Here is a 25,582-nt window from a genome sequence, read left to right on the forward strand (position 1 = left end):
ATAGGCATATTCATGACAACTACCAATTTCGGAATGGTCGGCCTTGGCCGCATGGGCGCAAATATCGTCCGTCGCCTGGCTCGTCACAACATCACATCTGCCGTCTATGACGTCAGCCCTGATGCTGTTAACGCTCTCGCTGCTGAAGGCGCACTCGGTGCAACCGATATGGCTCACTTAGCCTCACAACTTTCAACACCTCGCACCATCTGGATCATGGTTCCGGCATCAGTAACTGACTCAACAATCGCAGCGATGGCAGAACATCTTTCTTCGGGCGACACCATCATCGATGGCGGAAATAGCTATTACAAGAATGACCTCAAGAACGCCGAACTTTTGAAGGCAAAAGGAATTAATTTTGTTGACGTCGGAACATCAGGTGGCGTTTACGGTCTAGAGCGCGGTTACTCGCTCATGATTGGTGGCGACGATGCAGTCGTGAAGTCACTGGATCCAATATTTAAAGCACTGTGCCCAGGAGTTGAATCCGCAGAACGCACACCAGGACGTACAGGTGAACCACAGCAAGCTGAATACGGATATTTGCATTGCGGTCCGGTTGGTTCTGGCCACTTCGTCAAGATGATTCACAATGGAATCGAATACGGAATGATGGCGGCATTCGCAGAGGGCCTTGCAATCTTTGAAGCGGCAGATGAGATGACTCCTGCATACGATCTTGATATTCCAGCAATCACCGAAGTCTGGCGCCGCGGAAGCGTTGTTGCCTCATGGCTTCTCGATCTCACAGCACAAGCGCTTGTTGAGTCAGAAGAACTTACAGAGTATTCAACACAGGTAAGTGATAGCGGTGAAGGTCGCTGGACAGTGCAGGCAGCAATCGAAGCTGGCATCCCTGCCCATGTCTTGAGCGCTTCGCTATATGCACGCTTTGCTTCACGTAACAACGACGAATTTGCTAACCGAGTCTTAAGCGCAATGCGTTACAAGTTCGGTGGACATAATGAGAAGCCCCAGTCATCTTCAAATAAGGGAAATTAATGAAGGCAGATGCTTTAGTTCTATTTGGCGCGACCGGAGATCTTGCAAAGAAGAAGTTATTTCCAGCTCTCTATGACCTTGAAGACCTTGGCGAACTTGATGTTCAAATCTTTGGCGTTGCATCTTCTAAGTGGACGCAAGAAGTCTTTAAAGAGAATGTAGAGCAAGCAGTTCGTGCTCGTAAGCCTGATGTAGATGAAGCAGCGCTCGGTAAGTTGCTCAATGAGATGCAGCTGATTGTTGGCGATTATGAAGATCCACAGACATTCGTCGCCCTTGCTGAAGCGATCAAAGACTTCAAACTTCCAGTAATTTACTTAGCAATTGCTCCTGAATATTTTGCTCGTATTACTGAAGCTCTTGCGACGGTCGGAATTACTCGCCGGGCACGTGTAGTCGTTGAGAAGCCATTTGGTCGCGATCTAGAGAGCGCCAAAGCACTCGATCTTGAGTTAAAGAAGTTACTTCCTGAAGAGCAGATCTACCGCATCGACCACTATCTCGGTAAAGAAGCAGTAGAAGATCTTCTGGTCTTCCGCTTTGCCAACACTCTCTTTGAACCAGTGTGGAACCGAAATTACGTATCAAATATCCAGATCACAATGGCAGAAAGCTTTGGTATCGATGGACGAGGAAAGTTCTATGACGGAGTGGGTGCTACCCGCGATGTATTGCAGAACCACATCTTGCAGGTGCTCACGATGCTGACGATGGAACCACCTATTGATATGGGTTCTGATGCAATGCAGAACGAGAAGATGAAGGTTCTTTCTGCAATTCGCGATATCAATAAGACAGATGTTGTGCGTGGCCAATTCGAAGGCTTCCTTGATGAAGATGGCGTTGCGCAAAATTCAGATACTGAAACTTTTGTGGCGATGAAGTTATTTATTGATAACTGGCGTTGGGCTGGCGTACCTATCTATCTTCGTACAGGTAAGAAGATGCCTGAGACCGTCCTTGAAGTTATTGTTGAATTTAAGCAACCTCCACGTGCGCTCTTCGGAAAGAGTCAATCAAACCAAGTGCGCTTCCGGCTTGGCGCTAAAGATGGCGTAGATATCTCACTTCAAGCGAAGAAGCCTGGAACAAAACTTGTTACTGAGACAGTCGATCTCTCAGTTGAATTCGTAGCTGAATTCGGAGATCGCCAAGGACCTTACGAGCGACTTCTACGCGCTGCGATGTTGGGAGATCACTTCCGCTTCACACGAATCGACTCAGTGCTGCACTCATGGCAGATTCTTGAAGATTTGTTAAAGAATCCAAATCCCGTTATTCAATATGAAGGCGGCACATGGGGACCAGCTGAAGCGCAGGATCTGGTTCCTGGCGGTTGGGCACCTGTTGGTTCTGAAGCAGATTCTTTAAAAGATCTACACCAGTAATTAATCGCGGGCTTGCCCCGATTTATGTTTGTAGCGTCCCATAAACTCTGTCTTCATTTCTTGGAAAGTTCCATCAACGAGCGCTTGGCGCATCTGATCGACAAGGCGCACAATAAATCGCTCATTGTGAATTGTGGCGAGCGTTCCTGCGAGCATCTCTTTTCCGCGGAATAAGTGACATAGGTATGCGCGGGTGTAGTTCTTGCAGGTGTAGCAATCGCATTCATCATCAATCGGATTAAAGTCGCGCACAAATGGCGCATTGGAAACATTGAAGCGGCCCGTCATTGTGTAGACCGAGCTGGTGCGAGCAATGCGCGAAGCAAGTACGCAATCGAAGGTATCGACGCCATTTTCCACCCCAACAAAGAGATCTTCAGGTGCGCCAATACCGAGCAAGTGTTTTGGCTTATTTTCAGGAAGAGTTGAATTGACCCAACCAACAATCGTGCCGAGTGAATCTTTATCGAGCGCTCCACCAATTCCAAAGCCATCGAATTCGATTCCGGAAGAACTCATTGAACCAAGATCAGATGAAGCCTTCTTGCGAAGATCTTCATATTGCGCACCTTGAATGACTCCGAAGAGAGCTTGGTAAGGCTTTTCAGCGCGTGATTCGGTAAGACGTTTATGTTCATCGAGGCAACGGATTGCCCAATCGTAAGTACGTGACATCGCTAGCTCTTGATAAGGGCGAGTGTTGTGAAGGGTTGTGCACTCGTCGAAGGCAAACATGATGTCAGCGCCCAGTTGATGCTGAATCTGCATCGATACTTCAGCGGTAAAGCGATGCATCGAACCGTCGAGGTGGCTCTTAAATGTCACGCCTTCATCATCAACGTGAGCCAGACGTTCTTTATTTTTAGCAATCACTTGATCGGAGCGGAAAGTCTGCGCATCCATAGCAAGGACCTTCTTAAAACCAACGCCCAGTGAGAGAACTTGGAATCCACCGCTATCGGTAAATGTTGGCTTATCCCAGTTCATAAATTTGCCGAGCCCACCTGCTTCATCGAGAACGCTAGGACCAGGTTGGAGATAGAGGTGATAGGCATTAGCCAGTAAAGCCTGTGCGCCAAGTTCTTCCATCGCTTCAGGAAGAACGGTCTTTACATTGGCTTTGGTGCCGACAGGAATAAATGCAGGAGTATGAATTTTTCCGTGGGGAGTTGTGATGACCCCGGCGCGCGCTAAACCGGATTCAGCGGCATGGGTAATCTCATATGAGAAGCCCTTATTTGATGTAGCTGAATCCATGTTGCATATTGTGTCAGAGTAATAGACTGACCAAATGCCTCAATTTAAACTCAAAGATGGTCGCGAACTCGAGATTCTCGATAATGGAATCAACTCTGAAAACGCAATCATTTTTCATCATGGAACTCCGGGCCATGCCAGCGCTTGGTCTGACTGGTTAGAGGCGGCAGCATCAGCAGGAATTCGCGCACTTTCCTATAGCCGCGCAGGTTACGGAACCAGCGATCGCAACCCTGGACGTAGCGTTATCAGTATCAACAACGATATTGCGCAGCTACTTGATGCAAAGAACATCACCAAGTTTGTTTCTATTGGTTGGTCAGGTGGGGGACCGCACTGCATCGCAAACACATTTGAGCCACGCAACGTGGGTGCAATTTCGCTCGCTGGCGTCGGAGCTTTTGGTGTTGATGATTTAGATTTCCTCGAAGGCATGGGTCCAGAAAATCACGATGAATTTGGGGCTGCGCTTAAAGGCGAAGCAGTTGTTGATCAATGGATGAATGACAATGCAGGTCCCATGAAATCTGTAACCGGAAACGAAATCCGAGAAGCATTTGGTGGATTAATTGGTGATGCCGATAAAGCAGTTCTGGAAGGCGAAGCCGCAGATCAGATGGCAGCAACAATGCGAAGTGGGTTAGCAGTCAGCTTTGATGGTTGGATTGATGACGATTTGGTCTTTGTAAAGCAATGGGGATTTGATCTAGCGGACGTCACTAAGCCTGTCTTCTTATGGCAGGGCGATGATGATTTTATGGTTCCGCATGCGCACTCATATTGGCTGGAAAAGCACATTCCAACTGCAACGCTTTCATTTAAACCAGGCGAGGGCCACATATCGCTAGGCGTTAAATACCGAACTGAAATTCTTGCGCAGGCGCAGGGTTTATTGAAGTAAATGCTCTTTAAAGAATTTACCGTTCTGCTCAATCCGCAGTCACGGAAGCTAGTGATTGGCATGTGCCTCAACGCTATTGGCGGAGGTATGACGCTCTCGCTTTTACTTGTCTATCTCCACGATATGCGCGGCTTCACCAATACCTTCGGTGGCCTTTTGCTTTCCTATGGCGCAATTGTCAGCATCGTTGCCAGCACGCCAATGGGAGCTCTGGTCGATCGCATTGGCCCCAAGAAGGTAATGATTGCTGGACTAATCTGTAACTCAGCTGCTGCCTTTTCGCTCTCATTGGTAGAGACTCACTTTCATGCAATTCTTGCGCTGACATTTATCAATATTTCAGCACAAGCAGTCTGGCCTAGCCAGAGCGTGATTTTGACTCGCGTAACGCCTGAAGTTGATCGTCCTAAAATCTTTGGCTTTAACTTTATGTTGCTCAACCTTGGTCTTGGTATGGGTGGCTTGCTTTCATCTTTGATTATTCAAAAGGGTGACTTACTCTCATTCCAGATTATGTACTGGGTTGATGCAGCAACTTTCTTAATTTATCTACTCATTGTTTTTTCATTGCGTGGCGAACATGTCAACAAATACATTCCGAAAGAGCATGAACCCAAGCAGGGTTCCTATCGTGACTTGATGCAGATCAAACCGCTCATGTACCTAGGTTTTGCCGGAATCATTCTCTTCACCTTTGGTTACGGAACCATTCAGGCTGGTATTCCCGTCTTTGCTACACAGTTCCTAGAGCTTTCTCCTAAGTGGCTCGGAATTATCTTTGGAGTAAATACGATCTCTATCGTTCTCTTTCAACCACTTGTCATGCGCATTCTGGAAAAGTATTCGAAGTACACAGCACTTATTTCTATTGGAATTATTTGGGCGCTCTCTTGGGTCTTTGTCGGCGTATCTCCATATCTTCCAGTTCTTGCCTCAGGCATAGCGCTCTGCATGAGCCAACTGGTCTTCGCATTCGGCGAAATGGTGCAAGCGCCGACGATTCCGGTACTTGCCAATGAACTTTCCCCTGAACATATCCGTGGCCGCACCAATGCTCTGATGAGTTTGCAGTGGTCGGTCTCTGGAGTCCTTGGACCAGCCATTACCGGGCTGATGTTGGGGGCCGATCTGGCAACAGCCTGGGTTGTCGTCATGTTCCTCGGCTGCTTCCTCTCTATTCCGCTCTTTCTGGCGATGAAGAGGCTCGCTCTCAAGGGGTGAAATAGGTCTAAATCGGACTTATGGGGTTCCGTTTTCGCTCAAATGCGACTACCTTGCAGTACTCGCGGGTAGGTCTTGCCTGCGTCGAAGCTGAGGGAGCGTTCTAATTGGCTGAGTCCGTACTCAAGGAAGAGTCACAAGAGATTGTTCAGCGCACCCCAAAACAGATCGCTTGGGCGCGCTTTAAGCGCAACAAAGTTGGCGTTTATGCGGGATACACGACGATCTTCTTCTTACTCTGTTCAATTCTCGCACCTCTTATTACACGCGCATTCGGAGTAGATAACACAACTATCTACGAAGGCGTTCTTGACGAATTCGCAATGCCAATCGGTAAATGGGGCGGCGTGTCATGGGATCACCCACTTGGAGTTGAGCCAGGCGTCGGTCGCGACGTTTTCGCACTTCTTCTCTACGGTTCACAACTTTCATTCTTAGTGGCAGTCATTGCAACAACTGCATCAATCGGAATCGGCATGCTGATTGGAATTGCAACCGGCTACTTCAAGGGTCGCGTCGATTCAATTGTCGGACGTTTTGCAGATTTCCTTCTCTCATTCCCAGGTACCTTCATGATCATCGCGCTCTCACTTCCATTGGTGCAGCGCGTTGAAGCAACCGGTATCGCACATGAAAATGCTGCGCGTATCTTGGTTCTGGTTATCTTCTTGGTCTTCTTTGGTTGGACTGGTTTTTACCGACTTATCCGTTCGCAAGCTATGTCATTACGCGAACGTGATTTTGTTATGGCGGCGCAAGCAATGGGCGCATCAAGTTGGCGCATCATTGTGAAGGAGATTCTTCCCAATCTTTGGCCAACAGCAATCGTCTTCACTTCTCTATCGCTTCCTGCCTATATCGCAGCAGAAGCAACATTCTCTTTCTTGGGCGTTGGTGTACGACCACCGGCTTCAACATTCGGACTCGTGTTATCTGATGCCGTTGGTTACTGGCGTAACGACCCTGCATATCTTCTTATTCCATCAGTAATCCTGATTGCCATTGTGCTCTCGCTCAACCTCTTGGGTGATGCGATTCGCGATGCGCTCGATCCAAAAGCAGGACGATAGAAAGGCCCTAGATTTCCCATAGCAATATGGGAAAGAAGCTTCAGTGAAGAGATATCTCGCGAGTTTCTCTTAATGAAGTTTCAACTCTGATTCACGACCCGTGGACCAGAACCGCTTCTACAAGGAGGACACATGTCCGGTTTGAAAACTAGCCGTCGCATCCTTGCTTCAACAGCTGCAATCGCACTTGCTGTTGGCGTAACAGTTGCTGCAGGCTCAAGTGCAAACGCTGCAGAAAAGCCAGTTACTGGCGGCACTTTGTACTTCATTACACATCAAGAGCAGTTTGACCACGTAGATCCAGCCCGTGTTTACACAGGCCGCGATATCGCGTTCTTCAACTCATACATCTACCGCAACTTGGTTTCATACAAGCCGGTCCCAGGATCAGCAGGTTCATCACTCGTTGCAGACCTTGCAACAAACACTGGTGTTCCATCAAACGCTGCTAAGACATGGAAGTTCACACTTCGTTCAGGCATCACATGGGAAGACGGCTCAGCTGTTACCTGTGCTGACGTCAAGTACGGTGTTTCACGTCCATTCGCTGGCGATGTAATCACAGATGGTCCTCAGTACCTCGTACAGGCACTCGATATCCCTAAGGATAAAGATGGCGCATCTGTATACAAGGGTCCTTACAAGAAGACCGGACAGGCTCAGTTCGATAAGGCAGTTTCTTGCTCAGGTAACACAATTACCTTCAAGCTAAACCGCTCATTTGCTGACTTCAACTACGCACTTACTTACCCAGCAGGTGCACCAGTTAAGGCTTCAAAGGACACTGGAGATAAGTACGACCTCAAGCCATTCGCTAACGGTCCATACAAGATTGCTTCATACAAGATCGGCGATCAGATGGAACTCGTACGTAACGCTGCTTGGAAGAAGTCTTCTGACGCAATCCGTACTCCATACCCAGATAACATCGTTGTTCGCTTCGGTCTAGCTGAAGATGTTCGCGATCAGATCATGCTCGAAGATCAGATCCCAAACACAGCTTCACTTGATTCACTACAGCCAGCAAATACACGTGCATTCTTCGCTGACCCAACAAAGAAGGCTCAGCGCTTTAACGTGTACGACCCATACGTTCGCTACTCAGCAATGAACGTCAAGAAGGGCAAGATGGATTGCCTCGATGTACGTAAGGCTCTCTTCTTCGCGATCGACACACAGGCTCTCATCGACCTTTCAGGTGGACGTGAGTTCTACGGAGATCCAGGAGATAACCCTGTTAAGCCAGTTCTCGGTCTTGACTACACAAAGACAAAGGGCAACATTCACGATCCAAACTGGAAGATCACTGGAAATGCAACATATGCAGCTTCATTGATGGCTAAGGCAAAGACCTCATGCCCAGATGCATACGCTCGCGCGACATCTGCTGACAAGGGAATCGTTTGGGATATTGCACAGTCTGCAACAAACGAGAAGGCATCTGTATTGATTCAGAATGCTGCAAAGGAAGCTGGCATTGTTGTGAAGTTCAACTTCATTCCATCAGGTCAGTACTACTCAACAGTTCTCAACAACGACAAGCAGAATGACATTTCATCTGCTGGTTGGGGAGCTGACTGGGCAAACGCATCAACAGTTATTCCTGAACTCTTCACAAAAGAGGGTGGATTTAACTTGGCTCAGAACTGGGATGACCCTGCATACGCAGCATTCAAGAAGAAGTCAGATGCAGCAAAGGTAGAAACTAACCGCACCAAGCAGGCAGCGATGTGGAAGGAACTTTCACAGTACGTTATGGATCAGTACTGGATCATCCGCCCTGTCTTCTCAAAGACCCAAGAAGTTTGGGGATCTAAGGTCGGCGGCGTTTACTACTGGGAGCCACAAGGTAACTTCGGCTTCGGACAGATGTACGTAAAGAACTAATTAACCTCTAGAGAAATCTAAAGTTAATTAGCTATTCGTAGCTGGTTGCGGGCGGTTCAGAAATGAGCCGCCCGCAACTCCACGAAATCTAGAATTTTTAATCGTTTATTTTTAGGAGATATAAAGATGTTGAAGTACTTAGCTCGACGATTGAGTGCGACCTTTGTGGTCCTGACTCTCGTCAGCATGTCTGTATTTGGCATCTTCGCAGTACTTCCGATGGATCCGGCAGCTCTTACCTGCGGCAAGGCATGTTCGCCTTCAGTAATCGAAGCTAACCGCCATCGTCTCGGACTCGATGTCCCAGTGCATGTGCAATATGGAAGATTTGTTAAAGGTTTAGTAGCAGGACGCGAATATGGCGATGGCGCAGCGAAGATCGAATGCCCAGCGCCAGCTTTTGGATATTCATTTAACCGTCACGAGTGCGTGACCACACTTATCAAGGAAGCATTCCCAGTAACGCTTTCCATGGCCCTAGGCGCCTTTGTTCTCTGGATTTCGGTGGGTGTCAGCCTTGGAATTTTGGCGGCGCGAAGAAAGAACCAATGGCAAGATCGAGCGGCAACGGCATTCGTCCTTGTCGGTACATCTCTTCCAACATTTATCTCAGGAATTCTGATTCTTCTCTTCGTCGCACTTAAATTTAATTTGATTAACCCCATCGAGTTGGGACGCTGGGTCTCACCATATGAAGATCCCGTGGGATGGTTTAAGACTTTTATCTTCCCATGCATCACCTTGGCACTTCTCTATGCTGCCAACTACACACGCTTTACCCGTTCGAATGTCATCGAGACTTCTTCTGAAGATTACATCCGTACTGCGCGCGCAAAGGGCTTGCCTGAACGTGAAATCTTACGCAAGCACACACTTCGCGCAGCTCTTGCTCCGATTGTCACCATGGCCGGTCTTGATTTTGCTGGTTTGCTCGGAGGCGCAATCATTACTGAAAGTATCTTCAACTTACCTGGGCTCGGACGTCTATCAATTCGTGCCGTGCTCAATGATTATGACCTTCCAACAATTCTTGCCACAACTATCTTGGCAGCAACATTCGTTGTTGTCGCTAACTTGTTGGTGGATATCTTGTATGCCTATATCGATCCACGAGTGCGAGTTGCATCATGACCCGGAAGCCATTCCTCGAGGTTAAGAACCTTAACGTTGCATTTCCTACTGAAGATGGCCTCGTTCAGGCATCTAATGACATCTCATTTTCCGTCGCACGTGGTGAAACCCTTGCAGTCGTAGGCGAATCCGGTTCAGGGAAGTCTGTTACTTCGTTGGCTGTCATGGGTCTACACGACCGCAAGCGCACCCAAATTACCGGCCAAGCGCTTCTCAATCTTGAATCAGGCCCCGTCGATGTTATCTCTGCCGATGAAGAGGTAGTTCGTAAGCTGCGCGGCAAGGCGATGTCGATGATCTTCCAAGATCCAATGTCAGCTCTGCACCCTTATTACTCAATCGGCAACCAGCTCATCGAAGCGTGGTCTCTCTATAACGAGGGCGATAAGGCTGCCGGTAAGAAGCGCGCTATCGAGATGTTGGACCTCGTAGGAATTCCAGCTGCATCAAAGCGCGTCGATGAATTCCCACACCAATTCTCAGGTGGCATGCGCCAACGCGTAATGATTGCGATGGCATTGATTAATAACCCATCACTTCTTATCGCTGACGAACCAACGACAGCTCTCGATGTGACAGTTCAGTCACAGATTCTGCAGCTCATTCGAGATATGCAGAAAGAGTTCAACATGGCTCTTATCTTGATTACTCACGATCTTGGCGTTGTTGCTGAAGTCGCTGACCGCGTCAACGTCATGTATGCAGGAAAGATTGTCGAAAGCGGCGGAGCTGAAGATATCTACTACCGCCCAGATCATCCTTATGCGATCGGTCTTCTCAATTCGATTCCAAAGATTGGCGAACTCGAATCAAAGCGTCTCGTTGCGATTCCTGGTCAGCCACCATCACTGATCAATCTTCCTCAGGGTTGTTCATTCCGCGCCCGTTGCTCATTCTCAGATCGCGTTCCTGGCAATCTCTGTGCAACAACTGCGCCAACTCTTGATCAAAAGACAACTGATCACTTCTCACGTTGCCACCTCTCAGAGGCTGAGCTCGTCAAAGCCCGTAAAGAAATCGGTGGCAACTAATGACTCATCCAATTCTTAAGATTGAAGGACTACAGAAGCACTTCCCAACAACAACGGGTGGAGCATTCTCGAAGGTAAAGGGAACTGTTAAGGCAGTCGATGGCATTGACCTTGAAATTTATGCCGGTCAGACAATCGGCCTCGTCGGTGAATCAGGTTGCGGTAAGACCACAGCTGGTCGCACAATCTTGAAGTTATACGAACCAACGGGCGGCAAGATCACCTTCGACGGTCAGGACATCACCAATCTGACACCGAAGCAGATGAAGCCACTTCGTTCACAGATGCAGATGATCTTCCAGGATCCATTCGCATCCCTTAATCCACGTCAGACTGTTGGAAGCCTTATCGGCGCAGCATTTGAAATTCAGAAGATCACTCCTGAGGGCGGAATTGAGGCTGAAGTACAGCGCCTCATGGCTCGCGTGGGACTTAACCCTGAACATATCAACCGCTATCCACATGAATTCTCTGGCGGACAGCGCCAACGTATTGGTGTAGCTCGCGCGATTGCACTGAAGCCAAAACTTATCGTTGCTGACGAACCTGTTTCGGCTCTCGATGTTTCAATTCAGGCACAGGTCGTTAACCTTCTTGAAGATCTGCAAGATGAATTCAATATGGCTTACATCTTCGTCGCTCACGATCTTTCAGTTGTTCAGCACATCTCAGATCGCGTGATTGTTATGTATCTCGGCAAGGTGATGGAAGAGGCAGATAAGGTCGATCTCTTTACCCACCCACGCCATCCATATACAAAGGCGTTGCTATCTGCTGTTCCTGTTGCAGATCCAATTAAGGGACGTAAGCGCGAACGCATTATTTTGCAGGGCGATCTTCCAAGCCCAGTAAACCCACCAGCAGGTTGCGTATTTAATACTCGCTGCTGGAAGGCACAGGATAAGTGTCGTACAGAAGTTCCACAGTTGATGCAGATCGGCACCAATCACCGCATTGCTTGCCACTATCCAGAGGATTAATTGCCACAATAAGAAAGCCCCGACCAATTGGCCGGGGCTTTCTTATTTGCAATAACGAGTTAAGCGATCTTTCCATCTACCTGAACAGTTGATTCGCCGATGCGCACTGTCAGAGTAAGTGGTTCACCAGCTGCTGCTTGGCAACCTACGCCGTACTTGTAGCTGATTTCACCGCCTGCCTTGAGAGCTTCAGTTGGAGCTCCGTTGATATCGAGGTCACCAAGGACGTCGAAGCAGACATTGGCACCTGATACAGCTTCGAGTGAGACTGTGGTGAAATCAAGTGGAGTTGAACCACCGTTCTTGATGATGACATCGAATGCGTTAGAAGTCTTTGGCTTCTGATCGATATTTGTCATGAACGTTGTTGGTGTGAATCGAGTTGGAGCTGAGACAGTCACGAAGACGCCGTTACCGAGATCAAGCGGTGAGTCGAAGCCAATTGTTGCTGTTGGAGCTTCTTCTTGGACGAGGGTCGTGGTATCTGCAGGGAGTTCAGGGCCGCTATTGGTCGCTGAGCGAAGGATTGCTCCACCGATAAGGACGACGACAGCGATGATGATCCACTGCTTACGAGAAAGTTTTTTCATGGTCGCGATTCTACCTTTACCAAATCCGTACGCGCTCTTTAGGCGCTAGCCAGAGCTCATCTTTTTCAGTGACTGCGAATGCGTCGTAGAACTCCTGGACGTTACGCACGATTTGGTTGCAGCGGAACTCATCAGGGGAGTGTGGGTCGATTGCGATACGGCGGCGAACTTCTTCAGGGCGGTTCTTATTACGCCATGAATGCGCGTAAGAGAGGAAGAAGCGTTGATCGCCTGTAAATCCATCGATCACAGGGCTTTCGGCGCCCTTAAGGGCCAATTTGTAGGCTTTATAGGCGATTGCAAGGCCACCAAGGTCTCCGATGTTCTCACCGAGTGTGAAGGCGCCGTTAACGTGGATATCAGGTGTGCTTTCAGGTGAGAGAGCATCGAATTGCTTTACGAGAACGCTGGTGAGCTCTTCAAACTTTGCGCGATCTTCATCAGTCCACCAATCGACCATGTTGCCATCGCCGTCGTACTTAGAACCTTGATCATCAAAGCCGTGGCCGATTTCGTGGCCGATAGTTGCACCGATTCCGCCGTAGTTGGCAGCCATTTCGGCATCGAGGTCGAAGAATGGTGGCTGCAAGATTGCGGCTGGGAAGACGATCTCGTTGGCGAGCGGGTTGTAATAGGCATTCACAGTCTGAGGGGTCATATGCCATTCATCGCGATCGACAGGTGCGCCGATCTTTGCGATGGCATAGGCATGATCGAATTCAGCAATGCGCCAAAGGTTGCCTATTAAGTCATCTGCAGAAATTTCGAGAGTTGAATAGTCGCGCCACTTATCGGGGTAGCCGATCTTGGGAGTGAACTTCTTCAGCTTTTCAAGTGCCTTTTCTTTGGTGACATCAGACATCCACGGAAGTTCGAGAATGCTTAAACGATATGCCTCAAGGAGGTAATCGACCAAGACCTTCATCTCTTCCTTGGCTCGTGCAGGGAAGTGCTTTTCAACATAGACCTTGCCGATTGCTTCACCGAGAGCGCCTTGAGTCACTGAGACTCCGCGCTTCCAGCGATCACGGATTTGAGGAGTGCCTGAAAGAGTCTTGGCATAGAACTCGAAGTTCTGCTGGACGATGTCATCGGTTAAAAATGCAGCGCTTGCAGAGACGAGATTGAGTTTGAGCCAAGCTACCCATGATTCGCGGTTGGCATCGAAGTTGGCAAACATCGCGGAAACTGATTCAAAGAAAGATGGTTCGCAGACAACCAGGGTCTCAAATGCCTTTGCCGGCACCTTGGCATTGGTTGCCCAGGTATCGAATAAGAAGTGTGGGGCAAGGTCTTCAAGCTCTGCGCGGCTGTACTTGTTATAGGTCAGGGTTGCATCGCGATCCTTAACTTGATCCCAGTGGTGGGTAGCAATCTCGGTTTCAAGAGCCAGAATCTTTGTCGCTAGATCTGCGCCATTAGCGATTCCGACCAACGCGCACATCTTGGTGACGTGATCGATGAAGGCGGTGCGAATCGATGCGAATTGTTCTTCGCGATAGTAAGACTCATCGGGCAGTGAAAGTCCGCCCTGTCCGATGTACAAGATATTGGTATTGGAATCCATTGCATCGGGGTAGATAGCTGCCCCAAAGATTCCGCCGATGCCGCGCATCTCAAGGCGAGCCATGACGGTGATAAATTCTTGAAGATTGGTGATGCCATCGATGGCAGCGAGGTCATCGACTATGGGTGAAATTCCACGAGCCTTGATGGCGTCGGTATCCATAAATGATTTGTAGAGGTCGCCGATCTTCTGAGCTTCACCGGTACCTGATGAGGTTTCGATGATCTGGCGAACTTGTTCTTCGGCTTCATCATGAAGTTTGCGGAAGATTCCATCGCTTGAGCGGTCTGCTGGCATCTCGTACTCGCGGACCCACTTGCCGTTGTAGTGGCGGAAGAGGTCATCTTGCGGGCGGACCAGCTGGTCGAGCGAAGCGGTATCGATTCCTGATGTGAGGCTCATGTCATCCAATTCGGTTGTATGAAAAGTAGTTGAAAGTTCAACATATTCTACTTCTGCCGTACACTTCTATGCATGGCAGGGCAAAACGCTACAACACCACGTTGGTTAAACCCTGCCGAAATGAAGGCTTGGCGCCGCTACATCATCGCTAGCCGCCGCCTACTTGAGGCCTTGGATTACGACCTCGATCATCACGAACTTTCGATGGCAGATTATGAAGTTTTGGCTCAGCTCAGCGATGCCCCAGAGCGGAAGATGCGTATGAGTGAATTGGCTGATGTTGCCATGCTCTCAAGGTCGCGTCTTTCGCACAGAATTAAGGTGATGGAGAAGGCCGGCTGGGTGAAGCGAGAAGCCTGCCCTGACGATAAACGTGGCTACTTTGCTGTGATGACGGCCAAGGGATGGAAGGCAATTGTGGCTGCAGCCCCAGACCATGTCGATAGCGTTCGCACTCGGTTCTTAGATCACCTCACAAAGGAAGATCAACGAGTTCTTGCTGAAATTTTTGAACGCGTTACAGATTCATTGAAAGAGAATCCAATCGAGGAATAAACTCCAGAAGATTAACTTCCATTTATTTTCTTGCAATAAAAAACCCCGCCAGTTACCTGGCGGGGTTTTTTATAAGAGGTTAAATTACTTAGCCTTCTTAACTGCCTTCTTACGACGCTTTGGAGCAGCCTTCTTTGCAGCTGGCTTAGCAGCTGCCTTCTTGCGCTTTGGAGCAGCCTTCTTAGCAGCTGGCTTTGCAGCCTTCTTACGACGCTTCTTTGGAGCAGCAACTGTTGCAGCTGCAGCCTTCTTCTTGCGGCGCTTTGGAGCAGCCTTCTTAGCAGCTGGCTTTGCAGCTGCTGCCTTCTTGCGGCGCTTTGGAGCAGCCTTCTTAGCTGCTGCCTTCTTGCGGCGCTTTGGAGCTGCCTTCTTTGCAGCTGGCTTTGCAGCTGCCTTCTTGCGCTTTGGAGCTGCCTTCTTCGCAGCTGCCTTCTTACGACGCTTTGGTGCAGCTGCCTTTACAGCAGCCTTCTTACGACGCTTTGGAGCAGCTGTCTTAGCAGCTGCCTTCTTGCGCTTTGGAGCAGATTTCTTAGCTGCAGCCATGTGTTTATCTCCTAATCGGAAGGGTTCGGATCCGTCACCCAAACCTGTTTCGTAGATAAGTGTGACGGAATATTGAAAAAAATGCCACTACATAGTGAGAAATTTCGCAGTGCGTGTCGCTAATTATTTTTTTATTTTTAATGTGCTCTTTCGCATTTTCATTAACTTATTTTCTAAATTTTTTAATAAAAATCTGGCGAAAAAGTTAAATATTCGATTGAGAGTTAGGAATTTTCCCGATTTTTACGAATTTCTCGCTCTCGAACGGCAAATTCGTTCGTTTCGACGTCATATTTCCACATTTTCGGCAAGAAAATTGCCAAAAATCCGACCACAACGACGCACATCAGCCCTCCGGAAGTTACCGAAAAGGACAAGCTGGTAGCTGCAGCCATTGATGCGGCGCGAAGTTGTCCCGCTAATGGACCGACTGAATATGAAAGAAGTTCGATTCCAGCAAGCCGTCCGCGGAAGTTATCGGGGATGGTTTGGTTCCAAATATTTCCTCGGAAGAGGGCGCTGACCATGTCGAAGGCTCCGGCAATTGTTAAGAAGATCAGTACGAGGATCAGTGAGTTGCTCAAACCCGCAGCGGCAACTGCCAGGCCCCAACCCATCGCCGCCAAAATAACGGCCCGGCCATGGAATCGATAGGTGCGAGTCCATCCAGATGTCAGAGTGATGAAAACCGAGCCGACGGTAATTGATGCGTAGAAAAATCCGAGCGCCCAAGGTGCACCCAAATCATCTGCCCAAAATGGATAGAGGGCCATCGGCATTGCAAGTGTCATGGCAGCGAGATCAATAATGTAAGTGCCCAATAAATCTTGGCGCTTAAATGCATATCTCACACCATCTAATAACGCTGCCAGAGATGGCTTTTCGGCTTCCTTTGAAGGCGGGATGGATCGCACTCGCGCAAGGAAAAATAATGAAAGCAAATATGTTCCGATGTCGACAACGAATCCTGCACTTACTGACATCGTTGAGAAGATAACTCCACCAAGTGTTGGACCAACAATGACACCGAGCTGCCAACGCAAACTTAAGAGCGCACTTGCCGCCGGCAAATCTTCATGACTGACAAGGCGAGGCAACATCGCATCCATTGATGGGCGCTGCAATCCATCGACTACTGCAAAGAGAGCAGCAACGAGATAGATGGCAAGAGTTTTTGGGCTTCCAAGAAGTGAGTTCCCTAGAAGGACAAGAACAAGGACAAGAGCGCCGGCTTCGGTGGCCCAGACCATCTTCTTGCGATCGACTGAATCGGCTAGAACCCCGCCATAAAGTCCGAAGATGATGAGCGGAACGATTTCAACGACACCTAAAAGTCCGACCGCAAGGTAGGAACCGGTCAGCTCTTTGAGTTGGAAGGGCAGTGCAACGTAGGTAATCATCGATCCGAAGTAAGAAATGAGCCCCGCAGTCCAGAGATTTCGGAAATCGGGGTATTTCTTCAGCGGGGTGAGGTCGATCGCGAACTTTGCCACATCCGAACCTTAACCATCCTTTACGGGCAACTACGAAAACATGAGAAGAAAGAACACAGTTTTCTACATTGCCCGAAAAGGATTCCTAATGGAAGGTTTGGGTCGCAGTAGGGAACTGGCCCAATCGAACTTCCTCCGCGAATTCTTGGGTGGCATCGAATAATTCCTTGCGCAGATTTCGGTATGCCTTGGCCAGCTTTGGCGGATTGGCGGTGAAGCCTGCCATATCTGTCCAGACAAGAACCTGGGCATCGCAATTACTTCCGGCGCCGATTCCGATCGTTGGAATAGAAAGGGCTGCAGTAATTCGCGCCGCTAAATCGGCGGGTACTAGTTCTAGAACTATGGCAAATGCACCAGCTTTTTCCAGGGCGAGCGCCGCTTCCAAAATCGCATCTCCATCGGTTCGACCCTGCACGCGATAGCCACCCAGCTGATGAAGTGATTGCGGGGTAAGGCCCAAGTGGCCCATGACTGGAATGCCGGCAGAGGTTAACTTTTCAACAGTTGCCAGGTGAGCACCTTCAAGCTTTACCGCCATCGCACCTGACTCTTTAAAAAATCGCGTTGATGTCGCAAGTGCTTGTTCAGGAGAAGATTCATAAGAACCAAAGGGAAGGTCTGCAATTACTAGGGCGCGCTGTGAGCCGCGAACAACTGCGCGGGTCAGTGGAATCAAATCATCGACAGTGACAGGGATGGTGTTTTCTTCGCCAAAGAAATTATTGCCGGCGCTATCGCCGACGAGAAGGACGGGTATACCGGCCTCATCGAAGATGGAAGCGGTCATCTGTTCATAGCTGGTGAGCATCGCCCATTTTTCACCGCGCTCTTTGGCAGCGCGCAGGTCGAGGATGGTCACACGTCGGTGGGATGCGCCGCCATAAAGGGTCGTTGAAGTACTCATTTTTTATCTCCTGCCTCGAAGCCTCATGCGAGGTCCCCGGGTCTTCCATCAAATGGTACTCCCGTTACTCTTGAACTATGAAGTTGCGATTGGCGCTAGCTCAAATCAACCCCACGGTCGGAGACCTTGCGGGTAATGCTGCGCTGATTAAGCAATCGGTAGATCAGGCAGTTGGAGCGGGTGCGCATATCGCGATCTTCCCCGAGATGGTTCTGACTGGATATCCCGTTGAAGATTTGGCGCTCCGTCCTTCGTTTCAGATAGCGAGTAAGACAGCTCTTTCCGCGCTCGCTTCTCAATTAGATAAGAGCATCGTCTCCATCGTTGGTTACTTAGACCAGGTCGATGGCAAGCCCCAGAACATGGTCGCTGTTATTGCAGGCGGAGAAGTAAAGGCGCGTTATGCCAAGTGCCACCTACCTAACTACGGCGTATTCGATGAATTCCGAAATTTCGTAGCAGGGGATTCAACTCTGGTTGTTCGCATCCATGGCGTTGACGTTGGAATCGCAATCTGTGAAGACCTCTGGATTGATGGTGGAATCACGGCAAAGCTTGCAGCCCGCACTCCAGGACTTGTCATTGTTCCTAATGGTTCACCGTATGAACGCGCTAAAGATGACGTTCGTTTAAGCCTTGTTACCAAACGCGCTCGCGAGGCTAAGGCTCCACTTGCCTACGTCAATATGACTGGTGGCCAAGATGATTTGGTTTTTGATGGCGACAGCATTGTTGTAAATGCAGAAGGTGCGGTCATTGCACGAGCACCTCAATTTGAAGATGGCGTCATGATTGTTGATGTCGAAGCTGCAACTGGCACATCAAAGCCCGATGTCATCATCTCTGAGGATGCAGTCGAAATCGCAAAGCTTTCGATTCCTGGGATTGCGCATCGATTGGGCGATGAAGAAGAGATGTGGAACGCCATCGTTGTGGGCCTTCGCGATTACGTGACAAAGAATGGTTTCAAGTCCGTTCTCGTTGGGCTTTCTGGCGGAATCGATTCCGCACTCGTTGCAGCTCTTGCCGTTGATGCACTTGGTCCAGACCGCGTCTTTGGTGTGGGCATGCCAAGTAAGTATTCATCTGATCATTCGATTGCCGATGCCGAAGCGATGGCTGCACATACCGGCCTAGCTTTTCGCATCGTTGAGATTCAGAAGATGGTCGATACCTTCCGTGACCAGGTAGAACTCACCGGTCTTGCCGAAGAGAATTTGCAGGCACGTGTTCGCGGAACAACGCTGATGGGTCTTTCTAATCAAGAGGGTCACTTGGTTTTGGCCACAGGAAATAAATCAGAGCTTGCCTGCGGATATTCAACTTTGTATGGCGATGCCGTCGGTGGCTATGCGCCGATTAAAGATATTTATAAGACCGATGTCTGGGCACTTTCTCGTTGGCGCAATCAGGTGGCAAAAGAAGCTGGTGAAGTCCCACCGATTCCAGAGAACTCAATTACCAAAGAGCCATCTGCCGAACTGCGTCCTGATCAAAAAGATTCTGATTCCCTTCCTGAATATGAAATTCTCGATCAGGTCCTTAAGGCATATGTCGATGATGACCTAGGGCGCGATGCCTTGATTGCGGCCGGCTTTGATAAAGAGTTGGTGATGCGAGTAATCGCGATGGTCGATAAGGCTGAATACAAGCGCCGCCAATATCCGCCTGGCACCAAGGTTTCTAAGCGTGCTTTCGGTAAGGATCGACGTCTGCCAATGACCAGTAAGTGGCGAGAACTCTAATTTTGTAACACTGCCGTAACTTCTCTTTGGCACGATGGGGCACATGTCCCCAAGTGAAAATATGAGCAAGCAGCAAGAGTTTGTCCTTCGCACAATCGAAGAGCGCGATATCCGTTTTATCCGTCTGTGGTTTACAGACATTCTTGGAACTCTTAAATCTGTAGCGATTGCACCTGCTGAATTAGATAGCGCATTTGAAGAAGGAATCGGTTTCGACGGTTCGGCAATTCAAGGTTTCGCCCGCGAATTTGAATCCGATATGTTGGCAAAGCCAGACCCTGCAACATTTACGATCTTGCCGTGGCGCGCTGAAGCACAAGGTGCTGCACGTATGTTCTGCGATATCACTTTGCCGAGCGGTGAAGCATCTCCTGCCGACCCACGCAATGTTCTTCGTCGCACCTTAGATAAGGCCGCAAAGATGGGGTACACCTGTTACACCCACCCGGAAATTGAATTCTTCCTCTTTAAATCACAGCCAGAAAAAGGCGTTGCACCAGTTCCTGTAGATCAAGGTGGCTACTTCGATCACACACCTGCCGTTGTGGGCCATGACTTCCGTCGCCAAGCAATCACGTTGCTAGAAGCGATGGGAGTCTCAGTTGAATTTAGCCACCATGAAGGCGCTCCTGGTCAGCAGGAAATTGATCTTCGTTATGCAGATGCCTTGAGCACTGCCGATAACATCATGACTTTCCGCCATGTCATTAAGGAGGTTGCACTCAACCAAGGTTTCTTTGCATCCTTCATGCCAAAGCCATTTACCGAACATCCTGGCTCTGGAATGCACACACACGTCTCACTCTTTGATGGTGAGAAGAATGCTTTCTATGACGATAAGGCAGAGCTCAATCTTTCAACTGTCGGTCGTCAATTTATTGCCGGCATCTTGAAGCATGCTGCTGAAATCACTGCCGTCACCAACCAGTGGGTCAACTCTTATAAGCGTCTACAAGGCGGGGGAGAAGCACCTTCGATTATTAACTGGGGCCATAACGATCGCGGCGCACTTGTACGTATCCCTATGTATAAGCCAAATAAAGAGAACTCAACTCGTATCGAATTCCGCTCACCAGATTCTGCATGTAATCCTTACCTTGCCTATGCAGTGATGATTGCAGCTGGCCTTAAGGGAATTGAGAAGAAGTATGTTCTCGAACCATCAACGGATAACCAACTTCTTCCGTCAAACCTGGAAGAAGCGATCTTGGTGATGGAGAAGAGCGAGCTTGTCCGCGAGACTCTAGGCGAGCACGTCTTCGACTACTTCCTTCGCAATAAGCGTGCAGAGTGGCAGGACTATCGCCGCCAGGTCAGCGCCTACGAATTAGATCGCTATTTACCTGTCCTGTAACAGGTAATCGTGAGGAGTTCTTTGTAGCCTTTACCTATGGCTAAAGAAATCAACGCAGGATCTATTCGTCGCTACAACCTTATTGCTGGCTTCTTCCATCTCGTACAGATGATCGCAGTGCTTGCCCTTGCAAATGACTTCACCTTGCCGATTGTTGCGCGTTACATGGCAGGTCCTCCGGGAAGTGTCTTTGCTGAACCCGTTACTTTGCTCGAAGCGCCAATTGGACTAACCGTTGCGATATTTCTTGGTCTCTCCGCTTTCTTCCACTTCCTTGTTGCAAGCCCACAATTCTTTGGTCGCTATAGCGCAGGCTTAGCCGCACAACGCAATTACTTCCGCTGGGTTGAGTACTCCTTGAGTTCATCAGTGATGATCGTTCTGATCGCTCTGATTACAGGCGTATCTGATGTTGTTGCTGTTATTGCTCTCTTTGGTGTTAACGCTTCAATGATTTTATTTGGATGGCTTCAAGAGAAGTATGAGCAGCCAGGAAATGGTGGATGGCTTCCTTATATCTTCGGATGTATCGCAGGAGCTGTTCCATGGCTTGCGCTCTTGTTCTACGTTCTTGCAATTGGTGGTCCAGGAGATACCAAGGCGCCAGCATTCGTTTATGGAATCGTCTTCTCAATCTTCATTCTCTTCAACACTTTTGCCATCGTGCAGTATCTGCAATATAAAAAAGTGGGCAAGTGGTCGGATTACATTCGCGGTGAGAAGACCTATATAACGCTCTCACTCGTTGCTAAATCGGCCCTTGCTTGGCAGATCTTCTCTGGCACCTTGATTCCTCAGTAGAACTCGGGATATCCTTGGGCTCTATGAAACTCCGCGGACTCCTCCTTATCCGCCGTAGCGAGGCCTAACAACCGGTCTCCTCGCTGCGGAGTTTGGTGTTGCCGGTAAACACCGCAGGTAAACCAAACTAATGAGGAGCTAAGTAAATGAATTTCCCAAAGCAAACGCCTTCGAAGATGCCGGTGCATCGTTATTCACCATTCATCCCTGTAGAACTTGAAGATCGCACCTGGCCAAGCAAGAAGATGACCAAGGCCCCACAGTGGTGTTCAGTCGATCTTCGCGATGGCAACCAGGCGCTCATTGACCCAATGGATACCCCTCGCAAGCTAGCAATGTTCAAGTTGCTCGTTGCAATGGGTTACAAAGAGATTGAAGTGGGTTTTCCTTCAGCATCTCAGACTGATTTTGACTTCGTTCGCAAGATCATTGATGAAAACCTAATTCCAGATGATGTCATCATCCAGGTGCTTACTCAGGCACGCGAACCGCTTATCCGCCGAACCTATGAAGCCATCAAGGGTTCTAAGCAGGCAATCGTTCACCTTTACAACTCGACATCTACTTTGCAGCGCCGTGTTGTATTCGGCCTTGATAAAGATGGCATCAAGAAGATTGCAACAGATGCGGCTCAACTCTGCCTTGATTTAATGGCAACAGTTCCTGAGACCAAGGTTTCATTTGAATATTCACCAGAGTCATATACCGGCACTGAACTCGAATTCGCTGTCGAAGTCTGCAACGCGGTCAATGATGTCTGGAAGCCAACGCCACAGTGGAAGACCATCATGAATCTTCCTGCAACTGTCGAAATGGCAACGCCCAATGTTTATGCCGATTCCATCGAGTGGATGTGTCGCAACCTCAACAACCGCGACAGCGTTATTGTTTCGTTGCACCCACATAACGACCGTGGAACAGGTGTTGCAGCCGCAGAACTTGGCTACTTAGCAGGAGCAGATCGCATCGAAGGAACTCTGTTCGGTAACGGAGAACGCACTGGAAACGTATGTCTTGTAACCCTTGGCATGAATATGGTTTCTCACGGAATTGATCCACATATCGATTTCAGCGATATCGATGAGATTCGACGTACCGTCGAATACGGAAATCAACTCCGTGTTCCAGAACGCCACCCATACGGTGGAGACCTTGTCTTTACAGCTTTCTCTGGATCACACCAGGATGCAATTAAGAAGGGCTTCGAACATCTCGAGCGCGATGCAAAGGCTGCAGGAAATACAGTCGATAACCACACTTGGGCAGTTCCATACCTTCCGATTGATCCAAAAGATATTGGCCGTTCCTACGAAGCAGTGATTCGCGTGAATTCACAATCAGGTAAGGGCGGAGTCGCATACTTGATGAAGAACGAGCACCATCTCGATCTTCCACGTCGCCATCAGATTGAATTCTCGAAGATTGTTCAGGCAAAGACAGATAACGAAGGTGGCGAAGTAACTGCAGAGCAGCTGTGGCATATCTTCGAAGATGAGTATCTGCCAACAGATTCAGCACCGTGGGGTCGTTTCCGCCTTAAAGGAATGTCACAAGTTTCTGTGATGGGTGAAGATGTTCAGCTCACTGTGAAGATGACGGATCGTGGAGAATCGGTTGAGTTAGCCGGGACGGGTAACGGACCAATTGCGGCGTTCTGTCATATCTTGCAGAACTATGGCGTTGATGTTCGCGTTCTAGATTTCCACGAGCACGCACTCTCATCTGGAGGCGATGCATCAGCTGCTGCCTACCTCGAGTGTGCGATTGCAGGAGATGTCTTCTGGGGAGTCGGAATCGACCCTAATACAACGACTGCTTCTCTTAAAGCGGTCGTGTCTGCAATCAATCGCGCTATTCGCTAACTATCGTACGCAGTATGTCTGCGCCTCAAACAAAGCTCTATCGCGATGAGGCAATCATTCTGCGCACGCAGAAGTTAGGCGAAGCAGATCGCATCATTACTCTGCTCACCAAAGAGCATGGCCGTATTCGCGGCGTAGCAAAAGGCGTTCGTCGCACTATGTCGAAGTTCGGCGCACGCCTTGAACCCGGCAGCCATGTCGATATTCAGATGCATGCCGGAAAAACCTTCGACACCATTACTCAAGTAGAAGCAATTATGAATTACGGCGAAGCGCTCACTGAGGATTACCAGCGCTGGACAATTGCTCACGCAATTCTGGAAACAGCAGAACGTTTTACTCAACAAGAAGAAGAGCCAGCAGCGCAAGAGTTTCATCTTGTTGTCGGTGGCATGAAAGCACTCGCCGAAAACCGCTACGACTCATCTCTGATTCTTGATGCATTCTTGCTTCGCTCACTTTCCATTGGTGGATACGAACCATCAATGACTGCATGTTCTCGCTGCGAAAAGCCAGGACCTCACCGTTACTTCTCATTGGTCGGCGGCGGATCTGTCTGCATGGATTGCCGCCCCTCTGCATCAGCAACAGCTTCAAGTGAAGCCCTTGAATTAATGCAGGCCTTGCTTAAAGGTGATTGGGATACGGCAGAAAAAAGCGAACCAAGACATCGCCGAGAGGCTAGTGGTTTGGTAACTGCTTACCTACAATGGCACCTTGAACGCGGACTACGAAGTTTGCCGATGGTCGAGAGGGCTTAGTTAGACACTGATGGCTAAGAAGATTGAGATTCCCCAACACATCGCAATCGTGATGGATGGAAATGGGCGATGGGCCAAAGACCGTGGCCTTCCACGCACAGCGGGACATCAGGCCGGCGAAAAGGTTCTCTTCGATATCGTTGAAGCCGCCATTGAATTCGGTGTGAAAGAGATCAGCGCATATGCATTCTCAACAGAGAACTGGAAGCGCAGCCCTGAAGAAGTGAAGTTCTTGATGGGCTACAGCCGCGAAATGCTGCGCACCCGTCGTGATCGCCTCAACGAGATGGGCGTAAAGATCAATTGGTTGGGTCGCCCACAGCGCTTATGGAAATCAGTGATTTCAGAGCTTGAAGAAGCAGAAGAGCTCACCAAGAAGAATAAGAAGCTCACTCTCAATATGTGCGTTAACTATGGTGGGCGTGCAGAGATCGTTGATGCCGCTGCTGAATTAGCTCGCGATGTAAAGCGTGGAAAAGTGAAGGCTGATGCAATCACTGAGAAGACTTTAGAGAAGTACCTTTACTCACCAAAGATGCGCGATGTCGATATGTTTTTGCGTTCATCAGGTGAACAGCGCACCAGTAACTTCTTGCCATGGCAATCGTCATATGCCGAGTTCGTCTTCATGGATGTTTTGTGGCCAGATATGACGCCAAAGCTTTTGTGGAAAGCGATCGAGATTTACTCAGAGCGTGAGCGGAGATTCGGAAGTGCGTAGCTAATTCCGAATTGAAGAGATTGCGGTAGCGCTTAGAGAATTAGCACTTGCTGCAGAGGCCAAAGATTTCTGCCGTGTGTCCTACTTCGCGAAAGCCGTGTTCTTCTGCCATTACTTTCGCCCATTTTTCAATCGCGCCACCTTCGATTTCCACGGTAACACCGCATGATTTGCAGACTAAGTGATGATGGTGGGCTTCTCCGCAGAGGCGATAGATAGCTTCACCATCTTCGCGGCGTAATACATCGACAATCTTGTCATTGACCAAACTTTGCAATGATCGATAAACAGTGGTCAGACCAATGCTTTCACCTTCTCGCTGCATGAGTCTGTACACCTCTTGTGCGCTAGCAAATCCGCCGGCGCGCTCGAGAGTACTTAAGACTCGAGGGTTGGAACGAGACATT

The 25,582-nt window shown here is 49.1% G+C and carries 23 protein-coding genes; 16 read left to right on the plus strand and 7 right to left on the minus strand.

The features are described from left to right. Positions 1-12: 12 nt before the first annotated feature. Together gnd and zwf are read left to right on the plus strand one after the other, a co-directional pair. On the plus strand, positions 13-1,005 hold the full coding sequence (gene gnd, locus A1sIA56_RS01580; protein WP_095673212.1) for a phosphogluconate dehydrogenase (NAD(+)-dependent, decarboxylating): 993 nt from the start codon (positions 13-15) through the stop codon (positions 1,003-1,005). Then, the gene (zwf, locus tag A1sIA56_RS01585) at positions 1,005-2,393 is read left to right on the plus strand and encodes a glucose-6-phosphate dehydrogenase (protein WP_095673213.1); all 1,389 of its coding nucleotides are present in this window, start codon (positions 1,005-1,007) and stop codon (positions 2,391-2,393) included. The genes gnd and zwf overlap by 1 nt, the downstream gene beginning before the upstream one ends. Here zwf and tgt read toward each other — a convergent pair whose 3' ends face one another. Then, on the minus strand, positions 2,394-3,650 hold the full coding sequence (gene tgt, locus A1sIA56_RS01590; RefSeq protein ID WP_223298457.1) for a tRNA guanosine(34) transglycosylase Tgt: 1,257 nt from the start codon (positions 3,648-3,650) through the stop codon (positions 2,394-2,396). 34 nt (positions 3,651-3,684) lie between these two features. On the opposite strand from tgt, the gene A1sIA56_RS01595 reads away from it, so the two are divergent. The 7 genes from A1sIA56_RS01595 (at position 3,685) to A1sIA56_RS01625 (ending at position 11,871) form a co-directional block, all read left to right on the plus strand. Continuing rightward, complete coding sequence (locus A1sIA56_RS01595) at positions 3,685-4,551, plus strand: alpha/beta fold hydrolase (protein WP_095673214.1); 867 nt, start codon at positions 3,685-3,687, stop codon at positions 4,549-4,551. Continuing rightward, positions 4,552-5,772 (plus strand): MFS transporter, encoded by a 1,221-nt coding sequence (locus A1sIA56_RS01600; protein ID WP_095673215.1) that lies wholly within the window; start codon positions 4,552-4,554, stop codon positions 5,770-5,772. A 107-nt stretch (positions 5,773-5,879) separates the two neighbouring features. Beyond that, entirely contained in the window at positions 5,880-6,842 is a 963-nt protein-coding gene (locus A1sIA56_RS01605; RefSeq protein WP_095673216.1) for an ABC transporter permease, read from the plus strand. A gap of 132 nt (positions 6,843-6,974) precedes the next feature. Beyond that, on the plus strand, positions 6,975-8,729 hold the full coding sequence (locus A1sIA56_RS01610; RefSeq protein ID WP_095673217.1) for an ABC transporter substrate-binding protein: 1,755 nt from the start codon (positions 6,975-6,977) through the stop codon (positions 8,727-8,729). A 126-nt stretch (positions 8,730-8,855) separates the two neighbouring features. Then, entirely contained in the window at positions 8,856-9,860 is a 1,005-nt protein-coding gene (locus A1sIA56_RS01615; RefSeq protein WP_095673218.1) for an ABC transporter permease, read from the plus strand. Next, positions 9,857-10,891: an ABC transporter ATP-binding protein gene (locus A1sIA56_RS01620; RefSeq protein WP_095673219.1), complete on the plus strand. Its 1,035-nt coding sequence runs from the start codon at positions 9,857-9,859 to the stop codon at positions 10,889-10,891. The genes A1sIA56_RS01615 and A1sIA56_RS01620 overlap by 4 nt, the downstream gene beginning before the upstream one ends. Next, positions 10,891-11,871 (plus strand): ABC transporter ATP-binding protein, encoded by a 981-nt coding sequence (locus A1sIA56_RS01625; protein WP_095673220.1) that lies wholly within the window; start codon positions 10,891-10,893, stop codon positions 11,869-11,871. The genes A1sIA56_RS01620 and A1sIA56_RS01625 overlap by 1 nt, the downstream gene beginning before the upstream one ends. A 59-nt stretch (positions 11,872-11,930) precedes the next feature. Here A1sIA56_RS01625 and A1sIA56_RS01630 read toward each other — a convergent pair whose 3' ends face one another. Next, positions 11,931-12,461, minus strand: coding sequence for a hypothetical protein (locus A1sIA56_RS01630; protein WP_095673221.1), 531 nt, complete (start codon positions 12,459-12,461; stop codon positions 11,931-11,933). Between the two features lie 16 nt (positions 12,462-12,477). Beyond that, positions 12,478-14,430 (minus strand): M13 family metallopeptidase, encoded by a 1,953-nt coding sequence (locus A1sIA56_RS01635; RefSeq protein ID WP_095673222.1) that lies wholly within the window; start codon positions 14,428-14,430, stop codon positions 12,478-12,480. A 72-nt stretch (positions 14,431-14,502) separates the two neighbouring features. On the opposite strand from A1sIA56_RS01635, the gene A1sIA56_RS01640 reads away from it, so the two are divergent. Then, entirely contained in the window at positions 14,503-14,985 is a 483-nt protein-coding gene (locus tag A1sIA56_RS01640; RefSeq protein WP_095673223.1) for a MarR family winged helix-turn-helix transcriptional regulator, read from the plus strand. A gap of 84 nt (positions 14,986-15,069) precedes the next feature. On the opposite strand, the gene A1sIA56_RS01645 is transcribed toward A1sIA56_RS01640, so the two are convergent. From A1sIA56_RS01645 to panB, 3 genes are all read right to left on the minus strand, one after another. Continuing rightward, positions 15,070-15,531, minus strand: coding sequence for a hypothetical protein (locus A1sIA56_RS01645; RefSeq protein ID WP_095673224.1), 462 nt, complete (start codon positions 15,529-15,531; stop codon positions 15,070-15,072). A 224-nt stretch (positions 15,532-15,755) separates the two neighbouring features. Next, a complete protein-coding gene (locus tag A1sIA56_RS01650) occupies positions 15,756-17,024 on the minus strand; it encodes an MFS transporter (RefSeq protein ID WP_095673225.1) in 1,269 nt (422 codons plus the stop codon). Between the two features lie 85 nt (positions 17,025-17,109). Then, positions 17,110-17,931, minus strand: coding sequence for a 3-methyl-2-oxobutanoate hydroxymethyltransferase (panB, locus tag A1sIA56_RS01655; protein ID WP_095673226.1), 822 nt, complete (start codon positions 17,929-17,931; stop codon positions 17,110-17,112). Between the two features lie 77 nt (positions 17,932-18,008). Here panB and A1sIA56_RS01660 point away from each other — a divergent pair, with 77 nt between their 5' ends. From A1sIA56_RS01660 to A1sIA56_RS01685, 6 genes are all read left to right on the plus strand, one after another. Further along, complete coding sequence (locus tag A1sIA56_RS01660; protein ID WP_095673227.1) at positions 18,009-19,676, plus strand: NAD+ synthase; 1,668 nt, start codon at positions 18,009-18,011, stop codon at positions 19,674-19,676. A 61-nt stretch (positions 19,677-19,737) separates the two neighbouring features. Next, the gene (locus tag A1sIA56_RS01665; RefSeq protein WP_095673228.1) at positions 19,738-21,030 is read left to right on the plus strand and encodes a glutamine synthetase family protein; all 1,293 of its coding nucleotides are present in this window, start codon (positions 19,738-19,740) and stop codon (positions 21,028-21,030) included. A 36-nt stretch (positions 21,031-21,066) separates the two neighbouring features. Next, on the plus strand, positions 21,067-21,831 hold the full coding sequence (gene heR, locus A1sIA56_RS01670) for a heliorhodopsin HeR (protein WP_095673229.1): 765 nt from the start codon (positions 21,067-21,069) through the stop codon (positions 21,829-21,831). 146 nt (positions 21,832-21,977) lie between these two features. Beyond that, a complete protein-coding gene (gene leuA, locus A1sIA56_RS01675; protein WP_095673230.1) occupies positions 21,978-23,693 on the plus strand; it encodes a 2-isopropylmalate synthase in 1,716 nt (571 codons plus the stop codon). Between the two features lie 14 nt (positions 23,694-23,707). Continuing rightward, positions 23,708-24,454, plus strand: coding sequence for a DNA repair protein RecO (recO, locus tag A1sIA56_RS01680; protein ID WP_095673231.1), 747 nt, complete (start codon positions 23,708-23,710; stop codon positions 24,452-24,454). A 10-nt stretch (positions 24,455-24,464) separates the two neighbouring features. Then, positions 24,465-25,175, plus strand: a complete 711-nt coding sequence (locus tag A1sIA56_RS01685) for an isoprenyl transferase (RefSeq protein ID WP_095673232.1) — start codon at positions 24,465-24,467, stop codon at positions 25,173-25,175. 40 nt (positions 25,176-25,215) lie between these two features. Here the strand turns inward: A1sIA56_RS01685 and A1sIA56_RS01690 are convergent, their stop codons facing one another. Beyond that, complete coding sequence (locus A1sIA56_RS01690; protein ID WP_095673233.1) at positions 25,216-25,581, minus strand: Fur family transcriptional regulator; 366 nt, start codon at positions 25,579-25,581, stop codon at positions 25,216-25,218. Position 25,582: the final 1 nt, after the last annotated feature.

The organism is Candidatus Planktophila sulfonica, assembly GCF_002288065.1.
Taxonomy (GTDB): Bacteria; Actinomycetota; Actinomycetes; order Nanopelagicales; family Nanopelagicaceae; genus Planktophila; species Planktophila sulfonica.

What these genes read in the sequence shown, in the direction of transcription:
- panB (WP_095673226.1), bottom strand. Translation starts at nt 17,931, where the DNA reads ATGAGTACTTCAACGACCCTTTATGGCGGCGCATCCCACCGACGTGTG.
- A1sIA56_RS01615 (WP_095673218.1), top strand. Translation starts at nt 8,856, where the DNA reads ATGTTGAAGTACTTAGCTCGACGATTGAGTGCGACCTTTGTGGTCCTG.
- zwf (WP_095673213.1), top strand. Translation starts at nt 1,005, where the DNA reads ATGAAGGCAGATGCTTTAGTTCTATTTGGCGCGACCGGAGATCTTGCA.
- A1sIA56_RS01635 (WP_095673222.1), bottom strand. Translation starts at nt 14,430, where the DNA reads ATGAGCCTCACATCAGGAATCGATACCGCTTCGCTCGACCAGCTGGTC.
- A1sIA56_RS01595 (WP_095673214.1), top strand. Translation starts at nt 3,685, where the DNA reads ATGCCTCAATTTAAACTCAAAGATGGTCGCGAACTCGAGATTCTCGAT.
- A1sIA56_RS01690 (WP_095673233.1), bottom strand. Translation starts at nt 25,581, where the DNA reads ATGTCTCGTTCCAACCCTCGAGTCTTAAGTACTCTCGAGCGCGCCGGC.
- A1sIA56_RS01625 (WP_095673220.1), top strand. Translation starts at nt 10,891, where the DNA reads ATGACTCATCCAATTCTTAAGATTGAAGGACTACAGAAGCACTTCCCA.
- A1sIA56_RS01600 (WP_095673215.1), top strand. Translation starts at nt 4,552, where the DNA reads ATGCTCTTTAAAGAATTTACCGTTCTGCTCAATCCGCAGTCACGGAAG.
- heR (WP_095673229.1), top strand. Translation starts at nt 21,067, where the DNA reads ATGGCTAAAGAAATCAACGCAGGATCTATTCGTCGCTACAACCTTATT.
- A1sIA56_RS01620 (WP_095673219.1), top strand. Translation starts at nt 9,857, where the DNA reads ATGACCCGGAAGCCATTCCTCGAGGTTAAGAACCTTAACGTTGCATTT.
- A1sIA56_RS01660 (WP_095673227.1), top strand. Translation starts at nt 18,009, where the DNA reads ATGAAGTTGCGATTGGCGCTAGCTCAAATCAACCCCACGGTCGGAGAC.
- A1sIA56_RS01685 (WP_095673232.1), top strand. Translation starts at nt 24,465, where the DNA reads ATGGCTAAGAAGATTGAGATTCCCCAACACATCGCAATCGTGATGGAT.
- gnd (WP_095673212.1), top strand. Translation starts at nt 13, where the DNA reads ATGACAACTACCAATTTCGGAATGGTCGGCCTTGGCCGCATGGGCGCA.
- leuA (WP_095673230.1), top strand. Translation starts at nt 21,978, where the DNA reads ATGAATTTCCCAAAGCAAACGCCTTCGAAGATGCCGGTGCATCGTTAT.
- tgt (WP_223298457.1), bottom strand. Translation starts at nt 3,650, where the DNA reads ATGGATTCAGCTACATCAAATAAGGGCTTCTCATATGAGATTACCCAT.
- recO (WP_095673231.1), top strand. Translation starts at nt 23,708, where the DNA reads ATGTCTGCGCCTCAAACAAAGCTCTATCGCGATGAGGCAATCATTCTG.
- A1sIA56_RS01610 (WP_095673217.1), top strand. Translation starts at nt 6,975, where the DNA reads ATGTCCGGTTTGAAAACTAGCCGTCGCATCCTTGCTTCAACAGCTGCA.
- A1sIA56_RS01640 (WP_095673223.1), top strand. Translation starts at nt 14,503, where the DNA reads ATGGCAGGGCAAAACGCTACAACACCACGTTGGTTAAACCCTGCCGAA.
- A1sIA56_RS01665 (WP_095673228.1), top strand. Translation starts at nt 19,738, where the DNA reads ATGAGCAAGCAGCAAGAGTTTGTCCTTCGCACAATCGAAGAGCGCGAT.
- A1sIA56_RS01630 (WP_095673221.1), bottom strand. Translation starts at nt 12,461, where the DNA reads ATGAAAAAACTTTCTCGTAAGCAGTGGATCATCATCGCTGTCGTCGTC.
- A1sIA56_RS01645 (WP_095673224.1), bottom strand. Translation starts at nt 15,531, where the DNA reads ATGGCTGCAGCTAAGAAATCTGCTCCAAAGCGCAAGAAGGCAGCTGCT.